This window comes from Streptomyces thermoviolaceus (genome assembly GCF_045209695.1).
In the GTDB taxonomy this organism is placed as follows: domain Bacteria; phylum Actinomycetota; class Actinomycetes; order Streptomycetales; family Streptomycetaceae; genus Streptomyces; species Streptomyces thermoviolaceus.
This window is the reverse complement of record NZ_CP109280.1, coordinates 5262936-5284722: the sequence shown is the minus strand read 5'-3', so window position 1 is coordinate 5284722 and position 21787 is coordinate 5262936. Positions and strand designations below refer to the sequence as shown.

General features: G+C 72.3%; 20 protein-coding genes, 2 pseudogenes and 1 riboswitch. Of the genes and pseudogenes, 7 read left to right on the top strand and 15 right to left on the bottom strand.

The features are described 5' to 3' along the window. Positions 1–8: 8 nt before the first annotated feature. Together OG899_RS23040 and OG899_RS23035 are read right to left on the bottom strand one after the other, a co-directional pair. Positions 9–1013 (bottom strand): DMT family transporter, encoded by a 1005-nt coding sequence (locus tag OG899_RS23040; RefSeq protein WP_125499962.1) that lies wholly within the window; start codon positions 1011–1013, stop codon positions 9–11. Positions 1014–1117: 104 nt separating this feature from the next. After that, positions 1118–1717, bottom strand: a complete 600-nt coding sequence (locus OG899_RS23035; protein WP_125499963.1) for a Clp protease N-terminal domain-containing protein — start codon at positions 1715–1717, stop codon at positions 1118–1120. A 354-nt stretch (positions 1718–2071) separates the two neighbouring features. On the opposite strand from OG899_RS23035, the pseudogene OG899_RS23030 reads away from it, so the two are divergent. Together OG899_RS23030 and OG899_RS23025 are read left to right on the top strand one after the other, a co-directional pair. Beyond that, positions 2072–2245 (top strand): annotated as a pseudogene (locus tag OG899_RS23030) (hypothetical protein); the annotation flags it as partial. A 418-nt stretch (positions 2246–2663) separates the two neighbouring features. Further along, complete coding sequence (locus OG899_RS23025) at positions 2664–3473, top strand: PhzF family phenazine biosynthesis protein (protein ID WP_125499964.1); 810 nt, start codon at positions 2664–2666, stop codon at positions 3471–3473. 115 nt (positions 3474–3588) lie between these two features. Here OG899_RS23025 and OG899_RS23020 read toward each other — a convergent pair whose 3' ends face one another. Continuing rightward, on the bottom strand, positions 3589–4368 hold the full coding sequence (locus OG899_RS23020) for a CPBP family intramembrane glutamic endopeptidase (protein ID WP_125499965.1): 780 nt from the start codon (positions 4366–4368) through the stop codon (positions 3589–3591). A 126-nt stretch (positions 4369–4494) separates the two neighbouring features. After that, complete coding sequence (locus OG899_RS23015; RefSeq protein ID WP_189427639.1) at positions 4495–6018, bottom strand: glutamate-cysteine ligase family protein; 1524 nt, start codon at positions 6016–6018, stop codon at positions 4495–4497. A 584-nt stretch (positions 6019–6602) separates the two neighbouring features. On the opposite strand from OG899_RS23015, the gene OG899_RS23010 reads away from it, so the two are divergent. The 3 genes and pseudogenes from OG899_RS23010 to OG899_RS23000 all read left to right on the top strand — a co-directional run. Next, entirely contained in the window at positions 6603–7187 is a 585-nt protein-coding gene (locus tag OG899_RS23010; RefSeq protein WP_168131440.1) for a hypothetical protein, read from the top strand. 342 nt (positions 7188–7529) lie between these two features. Beyond that, positions 7530–7790 carry a DUF5999 family protein gene (locus OG899_RS23005; RefSeq protein WP_125500283.1) on the top strand — a complete coding sequence of 87 codons (261 nt, stop codon included), beginning with the start codon at positions 7530–7532 and terminating at the stop codon, positions 7788–7790. Positions 7791–7810: 20 nt separating this feature from the next. Then, positions 7811–9035: pseudogene (locus tag OG899_RS23000) on the top strand (hypothetical protein); the annotation flags it as partial. Positions 9036–9284: 249 nt separating this feature from the next. Here OG899_RS23000 and OG899_RS22995 read toward each other — a convergent pair. Beyond that, positions 9285–9896, bottom strand: coding sequence for a hemerythrin domain-containing protein (locus OG899_RS22995; protein ID WP_125500270.1), 612 nt, complete (start codon positions 9894–9896; stop codon positions 9285–9287). A gap of 158 nt (positions 9897–10054) precedes the next feature. Beyond that, a complete protein-coding gene (locus OG899_RS22990) occupies positions 10055–10222 on the bottom strand; it encodes a hypothetical protein (protein WP_185867966.1) in 168 nt (55 codons plus the stop codon). A gap of 409 nt (positions 10223–10631) precedes the next feature. On the opposite strand from OG899_RS22990, the gene OG899_RS22985 reads away from it, so the two are divergent. Continuing rightward, positions 10632–11027 carry a molybdopterin-binding protein gene (locus OG899_RS22985; RefSeq protein WP_125500271.1) on the top strand — a complete coding sequence of 132 codons (396 nt, stop codon included), beginning with the start codon at positions 10632–10634 and terminating at the stop codon, positions 11025–11027. A gap of 108 nt (positions 11028–11135) precedes the next feature. Here the strand turns inward: OG899_RS22985 and gcvP are convergent, their stop codons facing one another. Further along, on the bottom strand, positions 11136–14021 hold the full coding sequence (gene gcvP / locus OG899_RS22980; protein ID WP_125500272.1) for an aminomethyl-transferring glycine dehydrogenase: 2886 nt from the start codon (positions 14019–14021) through the stop codon (positions 11136–11138). A 173-nt stretch (positions 14022–14194) separates the two neighbouring features. Next, positions 14195–14290: riboswitch (glycine riboswitch) on the bottom strand. Between the two features lie 110 nt (positions 14291–14400). Here gcvP and OG899_RS22975 point away from each other — a divergent pair. Then, positions 14401–14778 carry a PRC-barrel domain-containing protein gene (locus OG899_RS22975; protein WP_125500273.1) on the top strand — a complete coding sequence of 126 codons (378 nt, stop codon included), beginning with the start codon at positions 14401–14403 and terminating at the stop codon, positions 14776–14778. A gap of 112 nt (positions 14779–14890) precedes the next feature. Here the strand turns inward: OG899_RS22975 and OG899_RS22970 are convergent, their stop codons facing one another. The 8 genes from OG899_RS22970 to OG899_RS22935 all read right to left on the bottom strand — a co-directional run bounded on the left by OG899_RS22970 (position 14891) and on the right by OG899_RS22935 (position 21761). Further along, a complete protein-coding gene (locus OG899_RS22970; protein ID WP_168131439.1) occupies positions 14891–16273 on the bottom strand; it encodes a DNA polymerase IV in 1383 nt (460 codons plus the stop codon). A gap of 79 nt (positions 16274–16352) precedes the next feature. After that, positions 16353–17036 (bottom strand): MerR family transcriptional regulator, encoded by a 684-nt coding sequence (locus OG899_RS22965; RefSeq protein WP_125500275.1) that lies wholly within the window; start codon positions 17034–17036, stop codon positions 16353–16355. Positions 17037–17249: 213 nt separating this feature from the next. Then, positions 17250–17723 carry a bifunctional nuclease family protein gene (locus OG899_RS22960; RefSeq protein WP_125500276.1) on the bottom strand — a complete coding sequence of 158 codons (474 nt, stop codon included), beginning with the start codon at positions 17721–17723 and terminating at the stop codon, positions 17250–17252. Positions 17724–17807: 84 nt separating this feature from the next. Then, entirely contained in the window at positions 17808–18545 is a 738-nt protein-coding gene (locus OG899_RS22955) for a MerR family transcriptional regulator (protein WP_125500277.1), read from the bottom strand. 56 nt (positions 18546–18601) lie between these two features. Next, positions 18602–19486 carry an FHA domain-containing protein gene (locus OG899_RS22950; RefSeq protein WP_125500278.1) on the bottom strand — a complete coding sequence of 295 codons (885 nt, stop codon included), beginning with the start codon at positions 19484–19486 and terminating at the stop codon, positions 18602–18604. A 130-nt stretch (positions 19487–19616) separates the two neighbouring features. After that, complete coding sequence (locus OG899_RS22945; protein WP_125500279.1) at positions 19617–20489, bottom strand: DUF881 domain-containing protein; 873 nt, start codon at positions 20487–20489, stop codon at positions 19617–19619. 7 nt (positions 20490–20496) lie between these two features. Next, positions 20497–20829: a small basic family protein gene (locus tag OG899_RS22940; protein ID WP_006134295.1), complete on the bottom strand. Its 333-nt coding sequence runs from the start codon at positions 20827–20829 to the stop codon at positions 20497–20499. Beyond that, a complete protein-coding gene (locus OG899_RS22935) occupies positions 20826–21761 on the bottom strand; it encodes a DUF881 domain-containing protein (protein WP_125500280.1) in 936 nt (311 codons plus the stop codon). Before OG899_RS22935 ends, OG899_RS22940 begins: the two co-directional genes overlap by 4 nt. Positions 21762–21787: the final 26 nt, after the last annotated feature.

Below are 21787 nucleotides of genomic sequence, written 5' to 3'. Positions count from 1 at the left end.
GCGGAACCCTAAGCCGCACTGCCCCGTGCCGACAACGTCCGGTCCGTGCCGCCGCCGGCCACCGGTTCCGCCGCGCCCTCGGCGGGGGTCGAGGACTGGGCGATGAGCGCGCCCAGCAGCACGACGGCACCGCCGGCCACCTGGGGCGCGGAGAGGTGCTCGCCCAGCAGCACCCAGGCCAGCACCGTGGCGACCACCGCTTCCAGACAGGCCACGACGCCCGCGACCTGCGGGGTGAGCCTTCGCACCGAGACGACCCCGGTGACGTAGGCGAGGACGGTCGCGATCAGCACGATCCAGCCCAGCAGAACGGCGGCCGGGACCGGGGTGCCGTCGAGGTGCGCGGTGCCGGCGAGCACCGTCCAGTCCATGGTCCAGGGCCGGGAGACGGCGGTCAGGGCGACGGCGCCGACGAGCAGCCCGTAGGCGATGACCCCGAGCGGGTCGGGGGCGGCACGGCCGCTGCCGGTGCCCTGGTCGGAGAGGACGAAGTAGCCGGTCTGGCAGCCGGCCGCGCCCAGCGCGAGCAGCAGCCCGAGCGGGTCGAAGCCCAGGCCCGACCAGACCTCCACGACGCAGGCGAGTCCGCCGGCCGCGAGGACCACGCCGAGCACGGCGGCCCGGGACACCGGCCGTCGCCGCACGAACCGCACCCAGCCCAGCACCAGCGCGGGAGCGAGGTATTCGATGAGCAGGGCGACCCCGACGGGGATCCGGGAGAGCGCGGCGAAGTAGCAGGCCTGCACGCCGGCGACCGCGAGCAGCCCGAATCCGGCGAGCAGCGCGGGCCGTTGCCGCAGCAGTGCCCGGTGGCGCACCGCGAGCGGCAGCATGACCAGGGCCGCGCCGGTGACCCGCAGCCACACCACGTGCAGCGGGTCGAGGCCCGCCGCGATCAGCGGCTTGGCCGCGACTCCGGACCCGCCGAAGGACAACGCGGACACCAGCGCGATACCGAGCCCCACGGCCTTGCCGGGCGGCCTGCGACCGATCGACGACGTCACCACCGGCACATGATGACAGGCGCCGACACCAGCGTCACCCCCGTTGACACCTGTCTCACCGGCCGGACGGTGCCGCCGTGCGGCTCACCGGTCTCGGGCGATCCGCGGCCGGGTCAGGCGGGATCGGGAAGGCCGGCGTGGTCCCCGTGCGTGGGCGAGGTGCGGTGGGGCCGGGTCCGGGCGTCGTCGTCGAGCCGGGCGGCCAGTTCGTCCGGGCAGGCCCCGGCGCGGGTGAGCACCTCGGCGGCCCGCGACCGGGGGTCGGCCAGGAGGCCGGCGAGCAGATCCAGGCCGCACGCCGCGTCCCGGCCGTGCCGCGCGGCGCGCCTGCGGGCGTGGGCGAGGGCGGCGCGGGCCGCGGGCGAGCAGCGCCGGCCGTCCGCCGTGGGGCGCGCGTCCTCGGTGAACACGGGCAGCGCCCCGGAGTCCTCGACACTGCCGCGCCAGCGCAGCCCGTATCCGATGCTGCGCTGGACCAGGTAGCCGAGCAGCCGGGCGATCAGCGGGCCGTCGCCGAGGGCTGCGCGCACCTCGGGGTCGGCCTCCAGCAGGGCGTGCAGCAGGTGGGCGGTGTCGGTGTGCCGGTCCGCGTCGCGGACCGCCCTCCTGCGGGCGGCGGTGACCACGGCCGCCAGCTCGGCGCCGAGCCCGGCGCCCTCACCGGGAACGCAGCCGTCCTCGGGTGCCGGCTGCCTGGGGATGCGGGGTTGCACCCCTCCACCTCATCAGTCCCGCGGCCCGCACGCATCGCCGACGGGGAGCATCTGCGCGTCCCTCGCCAAGCGGATCCGACCGGACGGAATCTCCTCCTTACGGAGGAGATCCGGCCATTCTTCGCAGGCTGCGCGGGCCGGACGGGTGGTACGAGGGCACCCCGTGCGCACCGTCCGGCACTGCCGCCCCGGCACACGCCCCGCCCCGCCGTACCGGCGGCCGGGTCACTCGTCGCCGGCGAGGATCGGGACAGCCGCTTGCGCGTCACGGCGCGACGGCGAGCGCCTCCTCCTGCCGCTCCTTGACGCCGGTACGCCACACCTCCCGGAAGGCCTCCATGACACCGAGGGTGACTGGGCGATGTCGCCGGCGGCCTCCCGGTCGCGAGCCACGACTTCGACCATGGTGCCGGAACGGAGATCCTCACCGACCCCGCACTGCTGGCCCACCTGGAGTACGACGGCCCCGCCGGCATCGACGAGCTGGCCGCTCGGCTGGAGATGGCCCCGACGACCGTCAGCCTCATGGTCAGCGAGCTGTCACGGCCGGGCGTCCTGCAGCGCACCGCCGATCCCGCCGACCGCCGCCGCCGCATCGTCTCCATCGCCCCCGACTACGCCGCACCGATCGGCGCAAGGCTTTCCGCAGTGCCTTCGCCTGCGAACGCGTCATGCGCGGCCTCACGCCCGCGGAACGTGCCACGGTCATCACCGCCCTGCACGCCTACGAAGCCGCCTGGATCAGGCGACCGGCATCGCGATCCGAACGCGGAACCGCGTCAGCGAGACGCGACGTGTCTCGAGGCACCATGCCCCCGCGTCCCACCCGGTCCGGCCCACGGCCCACGCAGGTCAGCTTGGACGACCGCTGTCGGCGGGGCAGGACACCCGAACCGCAGCCCGCACCGGCTTGGCCACGGACCGTGCCCGCCCGTACCGTCAGGGCATGCGCATGCGAATCGTGGACGCCTTCACCGACCGCCCCTTCACCGGCAACCCCGCAGGGGTCCTTCTCCTGGACACCTTCCCCGAGGACGACTGGCTCCAGCGGGTGGCACGGGAGATCAACCATCCCGAGACGGCGTTCGCGCACCCGCTGCCCGAGGACGCGGAGGCGGACTGGGCGCTGCGCTGGTTCACGCCCGCCACCGAGGTCGCGATGTGCGGCCATGCCACGCTCGCCACCGCCCATGTCCTGTACACCACCGGCGCCCACACCGGGCCGGTGCGCTTCGCCACCCGCAGCGGTGTGCTGAGCGCGGCCCCGGCGGACGACGGCTCGATCACCCTGGACTTCCCCACCGCGTCGCTGACGCCGGTCGAGGTGCCCGACGGGGTCGCCGAGGCGCTGGGCGCCGCACCGAGCACGGTCGTGGACACCGGGGCGTCCGTCGGCGATCTGCTGGTCGAGCTCGCCGACGAGAAGACCGTCCGCGCCCTGGAACCGGATCTGCACGCCCTGGCCGCCTGCTCCGCGCGCGGCGTCATCGCCACCGCCCGCGCCGAGGACCCCGCCCGCGGCTACGACTACGTCTCGCGCTGCTTCTTCCCGAACGTCGGCATCGACGAGGACCCGGTGACCGGCAGCGCCCACACCGCCCTGGCCCCGTTCTGGTCCGCGCGCCTGGGCCGCGACGACCTCACCGGCCTGCAGGCCTCGGCCCGCTCCGGGCTGGTGCGCACCACCGTGCGCGGCGAGCGCACCCTGCTGGCCGGGCACGCGGTCACCGTCATCGAGGGCGATCTGCTGGTGTAGCGGGCGCCTGTCCGCGGCGGGCGCCCGCTCGTCCACGGCGAGGGCCCGCGCGCCCCGTGCGTGACCGGGTGGCCGGGCGCCCTGCTCGCGGCGGATCGATGCCCGGGCTGCCGGGCTATGCCGTGGGCAACCAGCCGACCTTGCCGGCGAGCAGGGCGTAGCCCACGAAGGCACCGATGTCGAGCAGGGAGTGCGCCACCACCAGCGGTCCGACCCGTCCCCACCGCCGGTACAGCTGCACGAACACCAGGCCCATCACCACATTGCCGAGGAAGCCGCCGACGCCCTGGTACAGGTGGTACGAGCCGCGCAGGACGGAGCTGGCCGCCAGCGACCGCCCCGCCGACCAGCCCAGCTGGTCCAGCCTGCGCAGCAGGAACCCGACGACGATCACTTCCTCGAGCACCGCGTTCTGCACCGCGGACAGGACGAGCACCGGGTACTTCCACCACACCGAGGGCAGTGCCTCGGGCACGACGGTGAGGTTGAAGCCCAGGCCGCGGGCGGCCAGATAGAAGGCGATGCCGGCGCTGCCGATCAGCGCCGCGATCACCGCTCCGCGGCCGAGGTCCGGCCAGGGCCGGGAGCGGTCGAAGCCGAGGGTGCGCAGGCTGCGTCCCTCGCGCAGCAGCAGGTGGGCGACAAGCGCCACCGGCACGAGCGCGGTGGCGATCCCGAACAGCTGCCAGGCCAGGTCGAGCCAGGGGCGGCCCGGTGCGGCGGAGGCGTTGAGGGTGGCCGCCTGGTCCTTCAGACCACCCGGTTTCGTCACCGAGCCGACGAAACTGATCACGGCGGACACCCCGCTGGCGCCCAGGGAGAGCGCGAGGACGAGCAGGGTCTCGTCCCGCAGGATGCGCCGTGACGGCCGTTGCTGGGACTCGGTTGCGGACATCGGCCCGGTCTCGGACTGCACGCGCGCCTCCACTCCACCGTCTCGGGACGTCTCAGCTTGCCCGATCAGCCCGGAAGGGGAGCGACCGGCCCCCGGCACGGCGTGCCCGGACGGTGCCGGCGGCGGTCAGGTCATCGGCACCACGGCCGGCTCCGGCAATCCGACCGGCCAGGTGTGCACCGGGTCGTCGAGCCACATCAGCTCGCGGTAGCGGCGTGTCGTGGCGGCCAGGGCCTCCTGCCGGTCCAGGCCGCGTTCCAAGGCCCGGTGGAAGGTCGCGGCCTGCCACTGGGCGCCGTTGACCCTCAGCCGGCACCGTTCCTCGATCACCCCGAGGTACCGGTCCCGGTCCGCGGGCTCCACGCCCCACGCGTTCAGCCCGGCCTCGGCCAGCGGCAGCAGTTCGTCCCGGACGAGGGTGACGGCGTCGACCTCGGTGGTGCCGGACAGGCGGCCGCGCCGGGGCCAGATGAGCCGGGCGTCGATCCCGTGCCGGCAGGCGGCGTCGAAGTTGGCGGCCGCGGCCCGGAACGGCATCCGGGTCCACACCGGGCGCGGCTCCTCCGCGAGGGCGCGCACCAGGCCGTAGTAGAAGACCGCGTTGGCGATGACGTCGGTGACCGTCGGCCCGGCGGGCAGCACCCGGTTCTCGACCCGCAGATGCGGGACGCCGTCGGTGATGTCGTACACCGGCCGGTTCCAGCGGTAGACGGTGCCGTTGTGCAGGACCAGCTCGGCCAGCCGGGGCACCCCGCCGGCCTCGAGCACCTCGAGGGGGTCCTCGTCGTCGCAGATCGGCAGCAGCGCCGGGAAGTAGCGCACGTTCTCCTCGAACAGGTCGTACGCCGAGGTCACCCAGCGCTCACCGAACCAGGTGCGCGGACGGACCCCCTGGGCCTGCAGTTCCGGAGGCCGGGTGTCGGTGGACTGCTGGAACAGCGGGGGGCGGGACTCCCGCCACAGCTCACGGCCGAACAGGAAAGGGGAGTTGGCACCGACGGCGATCTGCGCCGCGCTCGCCGCCTGAGCCGCGTTCCACACGTCCGCGAAGCGGCCGGGGGTGACCTGCAGGTGCAGTTGCACGGAGGTGCAGGCGGCCTCGGGCACGATCGACTGGGAGGTGCAGGTCAGACGCTCCACGCCGTCGATGTCCAGGGTGAAGTCCTCGCCGCGGGCCGCGACGATCTGGTCGTTGAGCAAGGTGTACCGGTCGACGGCGGACAGATTCGAGGAGACGAGGTCGTCCCGGCCGAGGGTGGGAAGAATGCCGATCATCGCTATTCCGGCGTCGACCTCGGCGGCCTTGCGGTCTGCATATGCCAGTGAGGTGCGCAACTCCTCGGCGAGCCGGTCGAATACCCGGCCGCCCAGCCGGTGGGGCGCTATGTTCACTTCAAGATTGAACATGGCGAGTTCTGTTTGGAAGTCCCGGCTGGCGATGCGCTCGAGCACTTGCGCATTCAGCATTTTCGGCAATCCGTCGGCGCCGAGGAGATTCAATTCGATCTCCAGCCCCATGAGGTTCTTGGGCCGGTCGAACCGTTTCTGTTCCAACAGCCGCGCCAGTGCCTCCAGGCACCGTTTGAGCTTCTCGCGGTAACGGTTGCGATCGGACAGGTCGAACTCGCCTGCGACGACCTTCTCGCCCATCGCGGCGTCCTCCCTCGCTCGGGCCGGCCTTGGCTCCGGCCGCCGGGATCGAAGTCAGGTGGGATGATGCCCCGCATACACGATCGATAACGTCCCGTTCTCCCCACTCTCGTCGGCCCCGGACCGCTGGAGCGGAGGCACATTCGACGGGCATGAGGCGGCGGCATCTCCTGGTACCCCCGGCGGCCAGGGAAAAAACACCGACGGCGACCGAGCCGCCACGCGACACCGACGGCAACCGGAGGGCCACGCACGGCACCCGTCCCCCTGCACACGAAGCATCGGGCCTCAGAATTCCGGCCGGATAACGACTTGTTGTACTCACCGGAAACAGCTAGCCGAAACACCAACTGAACATGTGTCGTATAAACTCTCCCCTACGGCAGAAGGTCGGCACCCGTGGCGCTGGACCGCGGGCGGGGTCACGCCCGGATACCTCGTCGTCCGATTTCCTTTCTTCTCACGGACGCGCGGATCCGAGGCTTCGACGGCCTCGTTCGCCCCCCTTCGCCCTCCGAGAGCTGACAGTGTCGTCCGCCCCCACCCCTCGCGTCATCGTGCCTGTCAACGAGAGGCGACCCACCATGCCGCTGCACATACCCCCGGCTCCCGCTCCCGCCCTGCGCTCCGTCCTCACGGCCCTCGGCTCCCCCACCGCGGTCCGCGAGGCACCCACCCCCGCCCTGCGTTCCGCCCAGGAACCGGCGACCCCGGAACTCCCGCTGCCGGTGCACGTCCTGGAGCAGTTCACCCCTCAGGGGCTCTCCGCGACCCGGCTGGCCGGGTGGCGGTTCCTCATCCGCTGCGGCGACCGCGCAGTGGCCGCCGCCGAAACCAGGCTCACCCCTGACGGCTGGGCCTTCGCGCACTTCTTCGAAGGCCCCTACGTCGCCTCCACCGAACGCGCGCTGCGCCAGGCGGAGTCCCTGAGCGGGCACTACCAGCCGCGGCTGCTGTCCATGCCCGGCCTCTACATGCTCACCCTGTGGCTGCACGGCGACCTGTCCGACGACAGCGCCGACGGGCACCCGGCGGCCACGGATCTGCTGGTGCCACTGGCCCCGGCCCCGCCCGGCATCCCGTCCCATGTGCCGCACCGCGTGGCCGACCTGCTCCCGGTCCTCACCCACCGGGCGACTCCCGTCCGGCTCATGGGGTCGCCCGCCTGAGCGGCCCCGGCCGGTCCGCAGACCCGCCGCGTGCCTCGCTGCCGTGCGTCGCAGTGGGGCACGCGGCGTCCCATGCGGGGCCTCGTCGCACGGCGCTCGTGGTGCGCCGTGCCGACCCGGCCGTGCACCGGCGCACACCGCCCGCCGGTCCGTGCCCCCTGCCCGCCGGCTGTGCCCCGTTCCGTTGAACCGCGCAGGCCCACCGGCGCGTCCTGTACCGGTGAGCAGCGCTGCGGCGACCGTCCCGCGGTCTCACCGCACACGCGCGCTCGGCACGGGTATCGGTCCCACTCACTGTTTCGGGGGACGGCCATGGAGCATCCCACCAGCCGCAGGACAGACATCACGAGCGCCCAGGACCCCACGGCACGGCACGTCCCGCCCCGGGCGTGCCCGCACCAGCCGCCGTGCCCGCCGGCCGACTCCGCCGGCCGGGAGTCCGCCCGCCGGGTGGCGCACCACCCGGAACAGGGCTGGAGCCTGCTCTGCAACGGCGTCCTGCTCTTCGAGGACACCGGTGAGCTGCTGCCGGACGGCCGGATCATCGACCCGCACCGCCCGCTGGACGGCGACTGGGGCGACCGGGCGGTGACCACCGTCTGACCTCCGGGCGCCGGCCGCCGACGCCGGACGGGCGGGGCCGGCGCAGACGGCTGCTGTCGTTCTGGCAGGGCAAGCTGTGCGTCCTGACCCTGCTCGGTTTCGCCGCCACCGTCTTCCCGATCACCATCACCCTGTCGGCCGCCGACGCCTCGACCCACCTGGTGGAGAACCCCTACCTGACCGGGGTCCGCCACGACCACCACGTGCTGATCACCCTGGTGCTGCTGGCCCTGCTCGGCGCCGTGTTCCTCGAGGGATTCCTGCAGGCGATCGGTGTCGCCATAGCGCTCGCCGGTGTCTACCTCGCGCTGAACGTCGTCGTGGTGATCACCCGCCTGTGGCACGTCCTGACCGCCGAGCACGTGGTCACCGGCTGGCCCAGTGCCCCGACCGCCCAGCACAGCGGCGTCCTGGTCATGGTCGGGGCGGCGCTGCTGGTCTTCGTGTGCACGCTGCTCGGTTTCCTGGTCACCTGGATCTCCGACGCCGGCATCGACCGGCAGCGCGGGGCGTACGCCACCGGTGTCCTGGTGCTGATCTCCTCGGCGGCCATCGCGGTGACCATCTCCGCGCACCAGCGGGGCCGGCGGGCGTGGACCGCCGTGTTCGCGGTGATCTCCACGGTGTTCCTGTACACCACCGCGGCGAACGTGGTCGAGCGCCCGGACGGTGTGAGGATCGGCGGCTGCTTCATCGCCGGGATCATCCCGGTGTCGCCGCTGTCCCGGCTGGCCCGCGCCGTCGAGCTACGGGTGACCGGGGTGACCCTCGACCCCCTGGCGGAACGCTTCGCGTCAGGGACATCGCCAGCCGGACCATCCGGTTCGTCGCCCACGTGCCCGGTCACCGGGACCGGGCCGCCTGTCACGACGAGATCGAGCGGATCCGCGACGACAACGGCCTGCCCGGCACCGAGGACTTCGTCTTCGTCGAGGTCACGGTCACCGACCCCTCCGAGTTCGAGACGGGCCTGTGCGTCCACGGCGGCGTCGTGCACGACCGTTACCGTGTGCTCTCCCTGGAGTCCACCTCGATCCCCAACGCCCTGGCCGCCCTGCTGCTGTACGTCCGCGACACCACCGGCAGCATCCCGCACGTCTACTTCCCGTGGACCGAGGGGAACCCCTTCCACAATGTCCTGCGCTTCTTCCTCTTCGGCAAGGCGAGGTCGCAACCGCCGCCCGGCAGGTGCTGCGCGAGGCCGAGCCGGACCCGGCCCGACGGCCCCGTGTGCACACCGGCTGATCCCCGCTCGCCCGCGGTGCCGTTCAGCGGCGCCGGATCATCCGAAGACCGGCCCCTTCGAGGGCGGGCCGCGCCCGGCCGGAGGGCGAGACGTGCACCCGCATCGGATGCGGGCGATGCCCGCCCCGAGTCACCGGCAGTACCCGCGACAGCCGCACGAGGCGGACGTTCCTCGGTGGACGTCGTGACGACGATCGACCCAGCCGTGCCGGCGGACTTCGGTTCTGCCTCCTGGCACGTGCGGCCGGGTCACCGTCGCCGACGTGAGGCGGAGCCGCCCATGCCGAGGGCGTCCCGCACACGGTCGTAGACGCTCAGCGGTACGCCCAGCAGGGCGTTCCCCGGTGGCCGCCGGGGGACGACGGGGTGCGGGTGTGTCGGGGCGGTCCGTCTCACCGCCGCCCAGGTGGTGCCGAGGGTGCGCAGCCGGGCGGTGCCTGTCACCTCCTGCAACCGGGGCAGGAGCAGATCCTCCTCGTCGCGGACGTCTTCGCGGATCAGGGAGAAGACGCGCCGGACCTTGTCCTCCCGCTCCGGGGCACCGGCGGGCAGTCGCTCGATGTCCGCGACGAGATCGTTGATCTGCTGGTGCTCTTCCTCGACCCGGGCCGTCAGTTCCTCGCCGTCCGGGACGGTGGCTCGTACCACGGGCCACAGCACCGTCTCCTCCGCGAAGGCATGGCTGAACACCAGCTGCACCACCTGCTTCAGGGCGCGCTCCCGCCGGCGCAGATCCTCCTCGGCGTCGAGGTAACGGCTCATCAGACGGTCGATCTCTTCGTGCTCGCGCCGTTGCCGCACCAGGATGCTGCCGCTTCCACCGAGCTGCTCGACGGTCTGGTCCGTGAGGGTCCTCGGCATGGTCGCTCTCTGATCGCTCGTGTGCTCCGGGACAGGGACGCGCCCGCCTGTCGGGCTGCGGGACGGGCCATGACGCATGCCGGGTACCCGCCCTCGGGACCCCGACAGTGAGAAAGCAGGCACTCGGTTGCCCGTGCCTGCTGTTCCCCGTCCCGGTGTCAGCCGGCGCCTTTCTCCGACTCCGACCGGTGCTTCAGGGCTTGGTCCGTGGTCTCGCCGGATGTGTCCGGCTTGGAGCGACCTTCTTCCTCGGGGTGGACGTCCCGCTCTTTCGTCTCCCTCTCCAGAGGCGACGAGGGTTCGCGCGCTTCTCGGGAACCGCTCATGGTTGTCCTCCATGCGTCCTGTCCGTCGGGACGTGGCGGGTTCCCTGGGCACATGGCGCGAAACGGGTGTGAGCCGGGCTGTGCCGACAGCTGGACACGGTCATATCGAGACGCGGTCCGCGCCCCATTGCGCTGGGAGGACGGGCTGCCCGGCTTCGTCGTCGGCGTGCCTGTCCAGCGGAGGGAGTTCCCCGCTGCGGCGACGAGCCCTCGGGGTTCCTGTCCCATGCCCCGACCGCCCAGGTGTGCTGTTCCGGGACGTCGGTGACACGCGGGACGGGTGCGTGAACGGGTGAGGGCCTTCTGTGGGTTCGCAGGGGAACCACAGGGGCACGGCGGTCGCCGTCCGTGCCCGGACGGCGACCGCCCCGCGTCCGCACCGGTCCCGGCGCGTCCTATCGTGACGGGCATGCAGTCCTACACCATCGGTCAGGCGGCCCGCCTGCTCGGAGTCAGCCCGGACACCGCCCGCCGGTGGGCGGACGCGGGCCGGGTGGCCACGCACCGCGACGAGAGCGGGCGCCGGGTCATCGACGGCCGGGACCTGGCCGCGTTCTCCGTGGACCTGGCCCGCTCCGGCGACGAGGCCGGCGAGACCCCCCGCACCTCCGTGCGCAACGCCTTCCCCGGCATCGTCACCGCGATCAAACTCGGCGACGTCGCCGCCCAGGTGGAGATCCAGGCCGGCCCGCACCGCCTGGTCTCCCTGCTGACCCGGGAGGCCGTGGAGGAACTCGGCCTGGAGGTGGGCATGGAGGCAACCGCCCGGGTGAAAGCCACCAACGTCCACGTCGACCGCGGCTGACACCGCCCACAGGGCTGTGCCCCGGTCCGCGTGCGCGGTGCACGCGGACCGGGGCACAGTTTGGGCCGTGGGGCGCGGCCGGCAGGGCCGCGCCGTCCGTCCGGCGGATCAGTCCTCGTAGGCGTCCGGCGGCGGGCAGGAGCAGACGAGGTTGCGGTCGCCGAAGGCCTGGTCGATCCGGCGCACCGGCGGCCAGTACTTGTCCGCGGCCTGCACTCCGCCCGGGAAGGCGGCCTCCTCACGGGTGTAGGGGTGCTCCCAGGTGCCGGCGAGGGAACCGGCGGTGTGCGGGGCGTTGCGCAGCGGGTTGTCGTCCGCCGGCCACTCGCCCGCGCCGACCTTGTCGATCTCGGCCCGGATCGCGATCATCGCATCGCAGAAGCGGTCCAGCTCGGCCAGGTCCTCCGACTCGGTCGGCTCGATCATCAGCGTGCCGGCCACCGGGAAGGACATCGTCGGCGCGTGGAAGCCGTAGTCGATCAGCCGCTTGGCCACGTCGTCGACGGTCACACCGGTCGCCTTGGTCAGCGGGCGCAGGTCGATGATGCACTCGTGCGCGACCAGGCCGCCGGGGCCGGTGTACAGCACCGGGTAGTGCGGCTCCAGGCGCTTGGCGATGTAGTTCGCGGACAGCACCGCCACCTGCGTGGCCCGCTTGAGGCCCTCGCCGCCCATCAGGCGCATGTAGGCCCAGGAGATGGGCAGGATGCCCGCGCTGCCCCACGGCGCCGCGGAGACCGGACCGACGCCGGTCGCCGGGCCGGCCGACGGCTGCAGCGGATGGTTGGGCAGGTACGGCGCCAGGTGGGCGCGCACCGCCACCGGGCCGACGCCGGGTCCGCCGCCGCCGTGCGGGATGCAGAAGGTCTTGTGCAGGTTCAGGTGGGAGACGTCGCCGCCGAAGTGGCCCGGCTTGGCGAGGCCGACCAGCGCGTTGAGGTTGGCGCCGTCGACGTACACCTGCCCGCCGGCCTCGTGCACCTGGGCGCAGATGTCCGCGACGTGCTCCTCGAACACCCCGTGCGTGGACGGGTAGGTGATCATGAGGACCGCCAGCTCGTCGCGGTGCTTGTCGATCTTCGCCCGCAGGTCCTCGACGTCGATCTCGCCGTTCTCGGCGGTCTTGACGACGACGACCTTCATGCCGGCCATCACCGCGCTGGCGGCGTTGGTGCCGTGCGCGGAGGACGGGATGAGGCACACGGTGCGCTGCTCGTCGCCGTTGGCCCGGTGGTAGCCGCGCACGGCCAGCAGGCCGGCCAGCTCGCCCTGGGAGCCGGCGTTCGGCTGCAGGGAGACCTTGTCGTAGCCGGTGACCTCGGCGAGCCGGTCCTCCAGCTCACGGATGAGCGTGAGGTAGCCCTCGGCCTGCTCGGCGGGCGCGAAGGGGTGCAGCTGCCCGAACTCCGGCCAGGTGACCGGCTCCATCTCCGTGGTCGCGTTCAGCTTCATGGTGCAGGAGCCGAGCGGGATCATGCCGCGGTCCAGCGCGTAGTCGCGGTCGGCCAGCCTGCGCAGGTAGCGCAGCATCGCGGTCTCGGAGCGGTGCTGGTGGAAGACCGGGTGGGTCAGGTAGGCGTCGGTGCGCTCCAGCGTCGCGGGCAGGGCGTCCTCGGTGCTCGCGTCCAGCGCGTCGATGTCGCCCTCGGTGCCGAAGGCGGCCCAGACGGCCTGAAGGTGGGCGCGTCGGGTGGTCTCGTCGCAGGCGACGAGGACGTGGTCGGCGTCGACGAGGTGCAGGTTGACGCCCTTGTCGCGGGCGGCGGCGACGACCTCGGCGGCCCTGCCGGGCACCCGTGCGGTGACGGTGTCGAAGAAGGCGTCGTGCACGATCTCCACGCCGCCCGAGCGCAGGCCCGCGGCGAGGATCGCGGCGTAGCGGTGGGTGCGCCGGGCGATGTCCTTCAGGCCGTCGGGGCCGTGGTAGACGGCGTACATGCCGGCCATCACGGCGAGCAGCACCTGTGCGGTGCAGATGTTGCTGGTGGCCCGCTCGCGGCGGATGTGCTGCTCACGGGTCTGCAGCGCGAGCCGGTAGGCCTTGGCGCCGTCGGCGTCGACGGAGACGCCGACCAGACGGCCGGGCAGGTTGCGGGTGAACTCCTCGCGGACGGCCATGTAGCCGGCGTGCGGTCCGCCGAAGCCCATCGGCACGCCGAAGCGCTGGGTGGTGCCGACGGCGATGTCGGCGCCCAGCTCGCCGGGGGACTTCAGCAGGGTCAGGGCGAGCAGGTCGGCGGCGACGGTGACCACGGCGCCCAGCTCGTGCGCCTGGTCGATGACCGGCTTCAGGTCGCGCACCGCGCCGGAGGCGCCCGGGTACTGCAGCAGGACGCCGTTGATCTCGCGTTCGGCGATCTCGGCCGGGATGCCGTCGCCGAGGTCGGCGACGACGACCTCGACGCCGGTCGGTTCGGCGCGGGTGCGGACCACGGCGACGGTCTGCGGCAGGGTGTCCGCGTCGACGAGGAACAGGCCCTTCTTGTTCTTGCCGACGCGCCGGGACAGTGCCATCGCCTCCGCGGCCGCGGTGCCCTCGTCGAGCAGGGACGCTCCGGAGGTCGGCAGCCCGGTCAGGTCGGCGACCATGGTCTGGAAGTTCAGCAGGGCCTCGAGCCGGCCCTGGGAGATCTCCGGCTGGTACGGCGTGTAGGCCGTGTACCAGGCGGGGTTCTCCAGGACGTTGCGCAGGACGACGGGCGGGGTGAAGGTGCCGTAGTAGCCGAGGCCGATCATCGAGGTGAGGACCTGGTTGCGGCCGGCCAGCGCGCGCAGCTCGTCCAGCACCTCCGCCTCGGTGCGGGCGCCGGGCAGGTCGAGATCGTCGGCGCTCTTGATCACTTCGGGGACGGCGGCGGCGGTCAGCTCGTCGAGCGAGCCGTACCCGACCTGCGCGAGCATCTTGGCCCGGGCTTCCTGGTCGGGGCCGATGTGGCGGTGTTCGAAGGGCGTTCCCCGTTCGAGCTGCGAGAGGGGGATGCGCTGGGCGGTCATGCGGAGGCCTCCTGGTCTGACGCGACCTTCGAGGGACACCACGGCTCGGGTGTCCCGACGGCCTCCCCCTCTGTCATCGACCTGAGAGCTTCACCGGACTGCCCTAGGGCACCCGGTTTTCACCGTCGGTGAGAGCGGAAGCCGTCGACACCCGCTCTGCTTTCCAGAGTGACCTCGTCCGTGCGGTACAGGGGCCTGAGAGTTTCCGGGGAGGATTTGCTCCTTCGGCGCCTCCGGCGGTCGCCGGGGGACTCTCCCGCACGGGGTCAGCAGCCGCTGTCAGCGTACCAGCGGGCACGACGGCCGACTCGGGTGGCCGTTCGACGGATTCTGCCTTTTCGTTGTGCTGACGGATGAGGTGCGACCCAGTGGAGGATCCGTGCAGACCGACATCGATCCGCGCAGTCTGATCGGCCGGAAAGCCGTCGACCGCAACGGCCGCAAGATCGGTACCGTCGACGAGGTCTACCTCGACGACGCGACCGGCGAACCGGAGTGGGCGGCCATACGCACCGGGCTGTTCTCCCGCGACGCCTTCGTGCCGCTGGAACCGAGCGAACTGGTGGACGGCGTCCTGCGCATCCCCTTCGAGCGGACCCTGGTCCGGCAGGCCCCGGACCTCGGTGTCGGCCGCCACCTCTCCCCCGAGCAGGAGCTGCGGCTCTACCGCCACTACGGCCTCGACGTGTCCGCCCCCGAGCCGCTGCCGGACCGGGACTTCGGCAAGCTGGCGGGGTCGGGCTCGGAGGAGGCCTGACCCCGACCCGACCGGCTTCCGTCCACCCGAACGGAGCATCTGGCACCGCCCGGCGCCGTTCCCGGTCCGCCGGCGCCGGTGCCGGTGCCGATGTCGGGCACGGCGGGGGTCCTCAGGCCGCCGTTCCGCCTCGGAGCCCGGTGTCCCCCGGCGTGCCGGAGGGGCCCGGGCACACCAGCGGCAGCGGTTCGGCGGGCTGCAGGGCCGGGTCGTCGACCCGGAAGGTGCGCACCCGGCCCGGTGCCGAGTGCGGCGTCTCGAACCGGACGGTGACCCGGCCCAGGCCGCTGCCCTGCACCCAGCCGTGCCCGTACTCCTCGTGCCGCACGTCGTGGCCCGCGCGCCACTGCCGCTCGGCGGGTCCGGACGGCTCAGGGGCCGTCCCGTCCGCGGGCTCCTCGCCCGGCGAAGTCCGCTGCCCGCCGGCGGCCTGCGCGAACAGGTCCTCCTGCGTGTAGTCGGCGAGTCCGGTCACCCCCACCCCGAGCAGCCGTACGCCGCCCGTGGTGTCCACCGCGTCCAGCAGCCGGGCGGCCGCCTCGCGCACCACGGCGGGGTCGTCGGTGGGGCCGCGCAGGGTCTCGGACCGGGTCAGGGTGGAGAAGTCGTACCTCCGTACCTTCAGCACGATCGTGCGTCCCGACAGCCCGGCCGCGCGCAGCCGCGCGACGCAGCGGTCGGCGAGCCGGCGCACCTCCAGTCCCACCCGCAGCCGGTCGTGGATGTCGACGTCGTAGGTGTCCTCGACCGACACCGACTTCGCCTCCCGCTCGGCCACCACCGGCCGGTCGTCGCGGGCCAGCGCCATGGCGTACAGCGCGTGCCCGTGGGCCTTGCCCAGCAGCCGGACGAGTTCGTCCTCGCCGGCCTCGGCGAGTTCCCCGACGGTGTGGATGCCGGCCCGGCGCAGATGGTTCTGGGTGGCCGGGCCGACGCCCGGCAGGGCCCGCACCGGCATCGGCGCGAGCAGGTCGCGTTCGGTGCCGGGCGGGATGAGGACCAGTCCGTCGGGTTTGGCCTGCTCCGAGGCGATCTTGGCGAGCATCTTGGAGGCCGCGAGGCCCACCGAGCCGGTCAGTCCGGTGACGGCCCGGATGTCGGCGCGCAGCTTTCTGCCCACCCGTTCGGCCGCATCCGCGTCCCGGGCGGCGCCGCCGGCCTCCAGGTCCACGTACGCCTCGTCCAGGCTGAGTGGTTCCACCAGCGGTGACAGGGTCCGCAGCAGCCCCATCACCTGCTCGCTGATGGAGCGGTAGAAGCCGAAGCGCGGCACCAGGTAGGCGGCGTGCGGTGCCAGTCGCCGCGCCTGGGCCATCGGCATCGCCGAGTGGACGCCGAAGGCGCGTGCCTCGTACGACGCGGTCGACACCACCCCGCGCGGTCCGAGCCCGCCGACGACGACGGCCTTGCCGCGCAGGCTCGGCTTGGACGCCTGCTCCGCCTGGGCGAAGAAGGCATCCATGTCGAGATGCAGGATCGTCGGTGTGGTCCTCACGTCTTCGATGCTGCACCACACCACTGACACCGCCCGGGCGCCGGGAGGGCCGCGACAGGGGCGGGCCGGGCGGGTGTGGTCAGACGGCCCGGTTGCGGCGCCGGGCCAGCTCGTCGCCCGGGTTGTGGCCGATCAGGGTCTCGCCGGTGTCGATGCGCTCGCCGTGCAGCTGGGACAGCGCGCTCTCCACGTCGCGCCACACCACGCCGACGGCGATCCCGAACACGCCCTGGCCGCCCTGGAGCAGGGCGTGCACCTCGTCGGGCGAAGTGCATTCGTAGACGGTGGCGCCGTCGCTCATCAGCGTCATGCGCTCCAGGTCGCGGAATCCACGCTCACGCAGGTGCTGGACGGCGGTCCGGATGTTCTGCAGGGACACACCGGTGTCCAGGAACCGCTTGACGATCTTCAGGACGACGACGTCCCGGAAGCTGTACAGACGCTGCGTGCCGGAGCCGTAGGCGGGCCGCACGCTCGGCTCGACGAGCCCGGTGCGGGCCCAGTAGTCCAGTTGCCGGTAGGTGATGCCGGCCGCCGCGCAGGCCGTCGGGCCCCGGTAGCCGATCTGGTCGGACCCCACAGTCGCCGCCCCGGTGCTGCTGCTCGGGGCGGGCAGGGGCCGCAGCGGAGAGTGATCGGCCGCCCCGCCCTGCTTCGGGTATCCCGTGGAGCGGAGCCGGGAGCCCGGGGATGAGTACGCGCCGTTCTTTCCGACACCGCGTCCGGGAACGCCCCCAGCCGTACCGTCGCCGCTGCTTCTCACGCCGACCTCCGTCCTTGACCTGCCTCCTCGACGGTAGGCAGTCACCGGGGGTGCGTCAACGATCGCCACACTCGGCACGCCGAGTGATAATCACCCTACGAGTGGTTTCTCGTGCCTCACCGCGGGGAAAGGCTAGCCGAATGCCGTCCGGGGGCCGGACGGGTCCCCCCGGTCACCGCCTGTGACCGTGCGGCCGGCGGCGGCCCCCGGCGGTCACTGGTTGCTGGTGCCGAAGTCCTCCGGCGAGATCTGGTCGAGGAATTCGCGGAACTTCTCCACTTCGTCCTCCTGCTCGTCGGGGATGGCGATGCCCGCGTCGTCGAGGACCGTCTCACTGCCGTAGATCGGCGTGCCGGTGCGCAGGGCCAGCGCTATGGCGTCGGACGGCCGCGCGCTCACCTCGACTCCGCTGGCGAAGACCAGCTCCGCGTAGAAGACGCCTTCCCGCAGATCCGTGATCCGTACTTCGGTCAGTTCCTGGCCGACGGCCTCCAGCACGTCCTTGAACAGGTCGTGGGTCAGCGGTCGCGCAGGGGCCATCCCCTGCTGGGCGAAGGCGATCGCCGTCGCCTCCCCCGGTCCGATCCAGATGGGGAGGTACCGATCGCCTCCCACTTCACGCAGCAGCACGATCGGTTGGTTGGAGGGCATCTCGACCCGGACACCTACGACATCGAGCTCGTTCACACAGCAACCCTAGGCCGATGCCGGGACGTTTGGGTAGTCGGGCCGGGACCGGGACGGCGATCCGGTCGCACGGACGCCGCCTGCTCAGGGCAGCCGCACCCCGAGGGCGCTCTGCACCAGCGCGGAGTGCAGCTTCAGGGTCAGCGCCGCCAGCTCCTTGGCCCGGGCCTCGGCATGCGCCCTGGTCTGCGGATTGCGGTGCCGCCTGAGCGGCGCCACGACCTGCTCGACCAGCCCGGCCTCCCGGTCCGCGGCGGCCTTCATCAGCCGCAGGTGCCTCGGCTCGATGCCGAAGCCGCCCAGGGCCCGCACCAGCGAGGCCACGGTGACCGCATCGGCGTCGTAGGCGCCGTCCTCCATCGGGGTGAGCAGCCCCCAGGACTCCCACTCCTCCAGCTCGCCTTCCGCGATCTCCGCGGCCTCGAGCAGCTCGTCCCGCCCGATCCGGGCCCCCGGGGGTGCCCCCGAGGGCGCCGGCAGCGGCTCGCCGTCGCGCTGCCGGCCCAGGACCGGCAGCTGGACGGCCTCGCCGCGCTCGACGGCGTCCAGGTACTCGCGGATGACCTTCAGCGGCAGGTAGTGGTCCCGCTGCATCCGCAGCACCCGGCCGAGCCGCTCGACGTCCTCGGCGCTGAACTTGCGGTACCCCGCCGGGGTCCGCCGCGGCTCGACGAGCCCCTCCGACTCCAGGAAACGGATCTTGGAGATGGTGACCTCGGGGAACTCCTCGCGCAGCACGTTCAGCACGGTGCCGATGCTCATCAGCTCGCCGTCCGCGGCGGTGGCGCCGTTGCCGACGCCACCGCTCGGTGTTCGAAGCATGGACCTTCCCTGGGGTCTGGCCGGATGGAGGACAGGCCGGCCGGGCACCGGCAGGTTCAGTAGCCCTGCCGGCTCGCGAAGAAGACCAGCCGGTACTTGCCGATCTGCACCTCGTCACCGTTGGACAGGGCGACCTCGTCGATCTGCTCCCGGTTGACGTAGGTGCCGTTCAGGCTGCCGACGTCGGCCACCTTGAACACGCCGTCCGGACCGCGACGGAACTCCACGTGGCGACGCGAGACCGTCACGTCGTCCAGGAAGATGTCGCTCTCCGGATGACGCCCCGCCGTGGTCACCTCGCCGTCCAGCAGGAAGCGGCTGCCGGAGTTCGGGCCGCGGCGCACCACCAGCAGCGCGGATCCGGCCGGCAGCGCCTCCACTGCGGCCAGGGCCTCCGGCGAGAGCATCGGCGTCTGGCCGGTGCTCTCCGAGTCGTAGGCCTCCAGGCCGGAGATGGAGATCGTCGACGTCGTCTCCGACGCACGCTCCGGCACGGCACCGGGCCGCAGCGGCGCACCGCAGTGGGAGCAGAAGCGGCTGTCCTCCGCGTTGTGGTGCGCACACCGCGAACAGACCAGGGCGGACATGGACGGATCCTCCTGCCGCGGCTGCCCCGCCGGGGCGGGTGACGCGTACGGGTCGGTGGCAAGCCCTCCACCCGTGCGTGAGGTTGACGGTTGGCCGAAACCTATGCCGCCGGCCTGGGCAGGGTCAACAGACGCCGCGCCCGGTGTGCCGGAATTGCCTCCGGCCGGCCCCGGGACCTGGTCGCGGAAGAGCGGACGCTGGCCTTCCGCATCGGGCTGGGCGCGGTGGCGGGCGGTCGCGTTGCCGCCGTCCTCTCGCGCGCTCTTGCCGAACAACTTCGCAAACAACTTCACGGGCGATTCCCCTTGACCGAAACAGACCCGCCCGTGGGGCAGGACGAACCCTGACTGCATAGGCCGGTCGAACCGGACATCCTCACAACGTCCGTGTCCACCGGACAGTTTCCATCACGCACCGTCGAGCCGGTGCGCCGACCCCCCGCAACCTCATGCCCTCGCCGGACGGTCGTCATGCGCCCCCGGGTCACCGGGCGGACGACCGAGCGTAGTCAGGCTGCTCCGCCGCTCGCAAGGCGTCCACGACGATCTTGTCCGACCGCTCGATGCTCACGGTGGCCTGCTCCTTCTCCAGCGTCTGCACCACGCCTCCAGGGATGTTGAGCGCCGGTTCCAGGTCCTGCGGTTTGCCGATGACCTTGAAACGATACGGCGCTTCGATCTTGTTCCCGTCGACGTCCACGTTCTTGCCGGAGTCCGTCAGGTACGTGTTCGCGACCACGCGTACCCCGTTGACCTGGATGGCTTCCGCTCCGGCCGCGCGCAGCTCCTGTATCGCGTCGAGCAGCATGTCCGCCTGGACCGTCCCCTTCGTGTCCTCGATCGTCATGGTGATGCCGGGTCCCTGCGCGGCCACCGTGCCTGCCAGCACGCCGAGTTGCCTCTCCTTCTCGAGCGTCTGCTTCCGGGCCTCCTCGGCCTGGTCGGAGCTGTTCTCCAGCTCCTGGCGCTGTTTTTCGAGACCCTGCTTCTCGTCCTCAAGACGCTGTGTGCGGTCGTCCAGTTCATCGAGGATCCGCACAAGATCCTCCTGACGGGCGCCCCGCAGCGCGCTGCTGCTGTCACTGGTGGAGGCGACCTGCACCGCCAGACCGAAGCCCAGGCCGAACAGCAGCAGGGCGACGACGAGTTGATTGCGCGTGAAGCGCGGCGGCCACAGCCCCTGGACCAGGCGCTGCCGACCGGTCGGCTCGGGCTGCGGGTCCTCGCCGGCCCCGACGGCCTCCTCGGGTGCCCGTCCGGGCACCTCCGGGGGCAGTTCCCTGCGCAGCCTGTTGTCGCGGTGGTCGGGCGGGGTGGGCACCGGCTGGGCGCCGGGCAGTTCCTTCGCGTCGCTCATCGTTCTCTCACGCCCGGAAGACGTGCCGCCGGATGGCCGCGGCGTTGGAGAAGATACGGATGCCGAGCACGACCACGACGCCGGTGGACAGCTGGGCTCCGACTCCCAGCTTGTCGCCCAGGAACACGATCAGCGCGGCGACGACCACGTTCGACAGGAACGACACCACGAACACCTTGTCGTCGAAGATGCCGTCGAGCATGGCCCGCAACCCGCCGAAGACGGCGTCCAGCGCCGCCACGACGGCGATCGGCAGGTACGGCTCGACGACCGCTGGAACCTCGGGCCGGACCAACAGTCCGGCCACGACTCCCACGATGAGGCCCAGTACGGCGATCACGATGTGCCCTTCTCAGTCTTCTGTGCGTTCGGCTGTGCGGACGTCCCGGCCGGCTGTGCGGTGCGCAAGATCACAGTCGGTGCGGCGGGCAGTTTCAGGTCGTTCTCCACGGAGATCGCGGTACGGATGCCGTAGTCGTCCTGGAGCGCGTGCAGGTACAGCCCGTCGGCACTGTTCTGGAACCGGCTGCTCAGCCGCTGCCCGTCCCCCACCGCGAGCACCGTGTACGGCGGCACCAGCGGCCTGTTGTCGACCAGTATGGCGTCTCCCGCGGCCCTGATCGCCGACAGGGCGGTCAGCCGCTGCCCGTTGATGGCGATCGCCTCGGCCCCGGACTGCCACAGTCCGTTGACGACCCGCTGCATGTCCCGGTCGCGCACCCGGCCGGTGTCGGAGAACCCGGACGAGATCCGGGGATCCCCGTCACCGCCGGTGGAGGCCTCCTTGGCATCGTCGACGACGAGTTTGACGCCCGGCCCGTGCACGGCCGTGGCGCCCGACAGGACGCCCACGAGGTCGGCGCCCGCGTCGTCGCCGCTGTGGCTCAGGGCCTGGCGCTGCCGCGCGCCGACGTCCGCGCGGAGCGCGTCGACACTGCGCTGCAGCTTGTCCGCCGAGGCCGTCTCCCGGTCGATGCGGTCGATCAGTTCCTGACGCTCCTTGGCGACCACGGGAGCCGCCTCACGTGCCTGTGCGGCCCCCAGGGTCACGACCGCGGCGGCCAGCACCAGACCGCCGGCCAGCACCAGCCGTGCGCGCAGGGTCTTCGGCAGGCCGCGCCCGCCGGGGTCCTTCTTCCGTGCGGCTGCCTCGGCGTAGCCGTCGTCGAGGCTGTGATCCATCACGTTGGTGATCAACGACATGGAGGCGTCCGGACGGGAAGGCCGCGCGGGGGTACGCCGATCGAGGGGTTGCTGCGGCATGCCGCACATCGTCGCACGTGCCCGGCCGGTCCATC

Bases quoted from the DNA above. Each gene is read 5' to 3' on its own strand.
- OG899_RS23025 (WP_125499964.1), top strand. From the start codon at position 2,664: ATGCGCATGCGAATCGTGGACGCCTTCACCGACCGCCCCTTCACCGGC.
- OG899_RS23020 (WP_125499965.1), bottom strand. From the start codon at position 4,368: ATGTCCGCAACCGAGTCCCAGCAACGGCCGTCACGGCGCATCCTGCGG.
- OG899_RS23015 (WP_189427639.1), bottom strand. From the start codon at position 6,018: ATGGGCGAGAAGGTCGTCGCAGGCGAGTTCGACCTGTCCGATCGCAAC.
- OG899_RS23010 (WP_168131440.1), top strand. From the start codon at position 6,603: ATGCCGCTGCACATACCCCCGGCTCCCGCTCCCGCCCTGCGCTCCGTC.
- OG899_RS22995 (WP_125500270.1), bottom strand. From the start codon at position 9,896: ATGCCGAGGACCCTCACGGACCAGACCGTCGAGCAGCTCGGTGGAAGC.
- OG899_RS22990 (WP_185867966.1), bottom strand. From the start codon at position 10,222: ATGAGCGGTTCCCGAGAAGCGCGCGAACCCTCGTCGCCTCTGGAGAGG.
- OG899_RS22985 (WP_125500271.1), top strand. From the start codon at position 10,632: ATGCAGTCCTACACCATCGGTCAGGCGGCCCGCCTGCTCGGAGTCAGC.
- gcvP (WP_125500272.1), bottom strand. From the start codon at position 14,021: ATGACCGCCCAGCGCATCCCCCTCTCGCAGCTCGAACGGGGAACGCCC.
- OG899_RS22955 (WP_125500277.1), bottom strand. From the start codon at position 18,545: ATGCTTCGAACACCGAGCGGTGGCGTCGGCAACGGCGCCACCGCCGCG.
- OG899_RS22950 (WP_125500278.1), bottom strand. From the start codon at position 19,486: ATGCAGTCAGGGTTCGTCCTGCCCCACGGGCGGGTCTGTTTCGGTCAA.
- OG899_RS22945 (WP_125500279.1), bottom strand. From the start codon at position 20,489: ATGAGCGACGCGAAGGAACTGCCCGGCGCCCAGCCGGTGCCCACCCCG.
- OG899_RS22935 (WP_125500280.1), bottom strand. From the start codon at position 21,761: ATGTGCGGCATGCCGCAGCAACCCCTCGATCGGCGTACCCCCGCGCGG.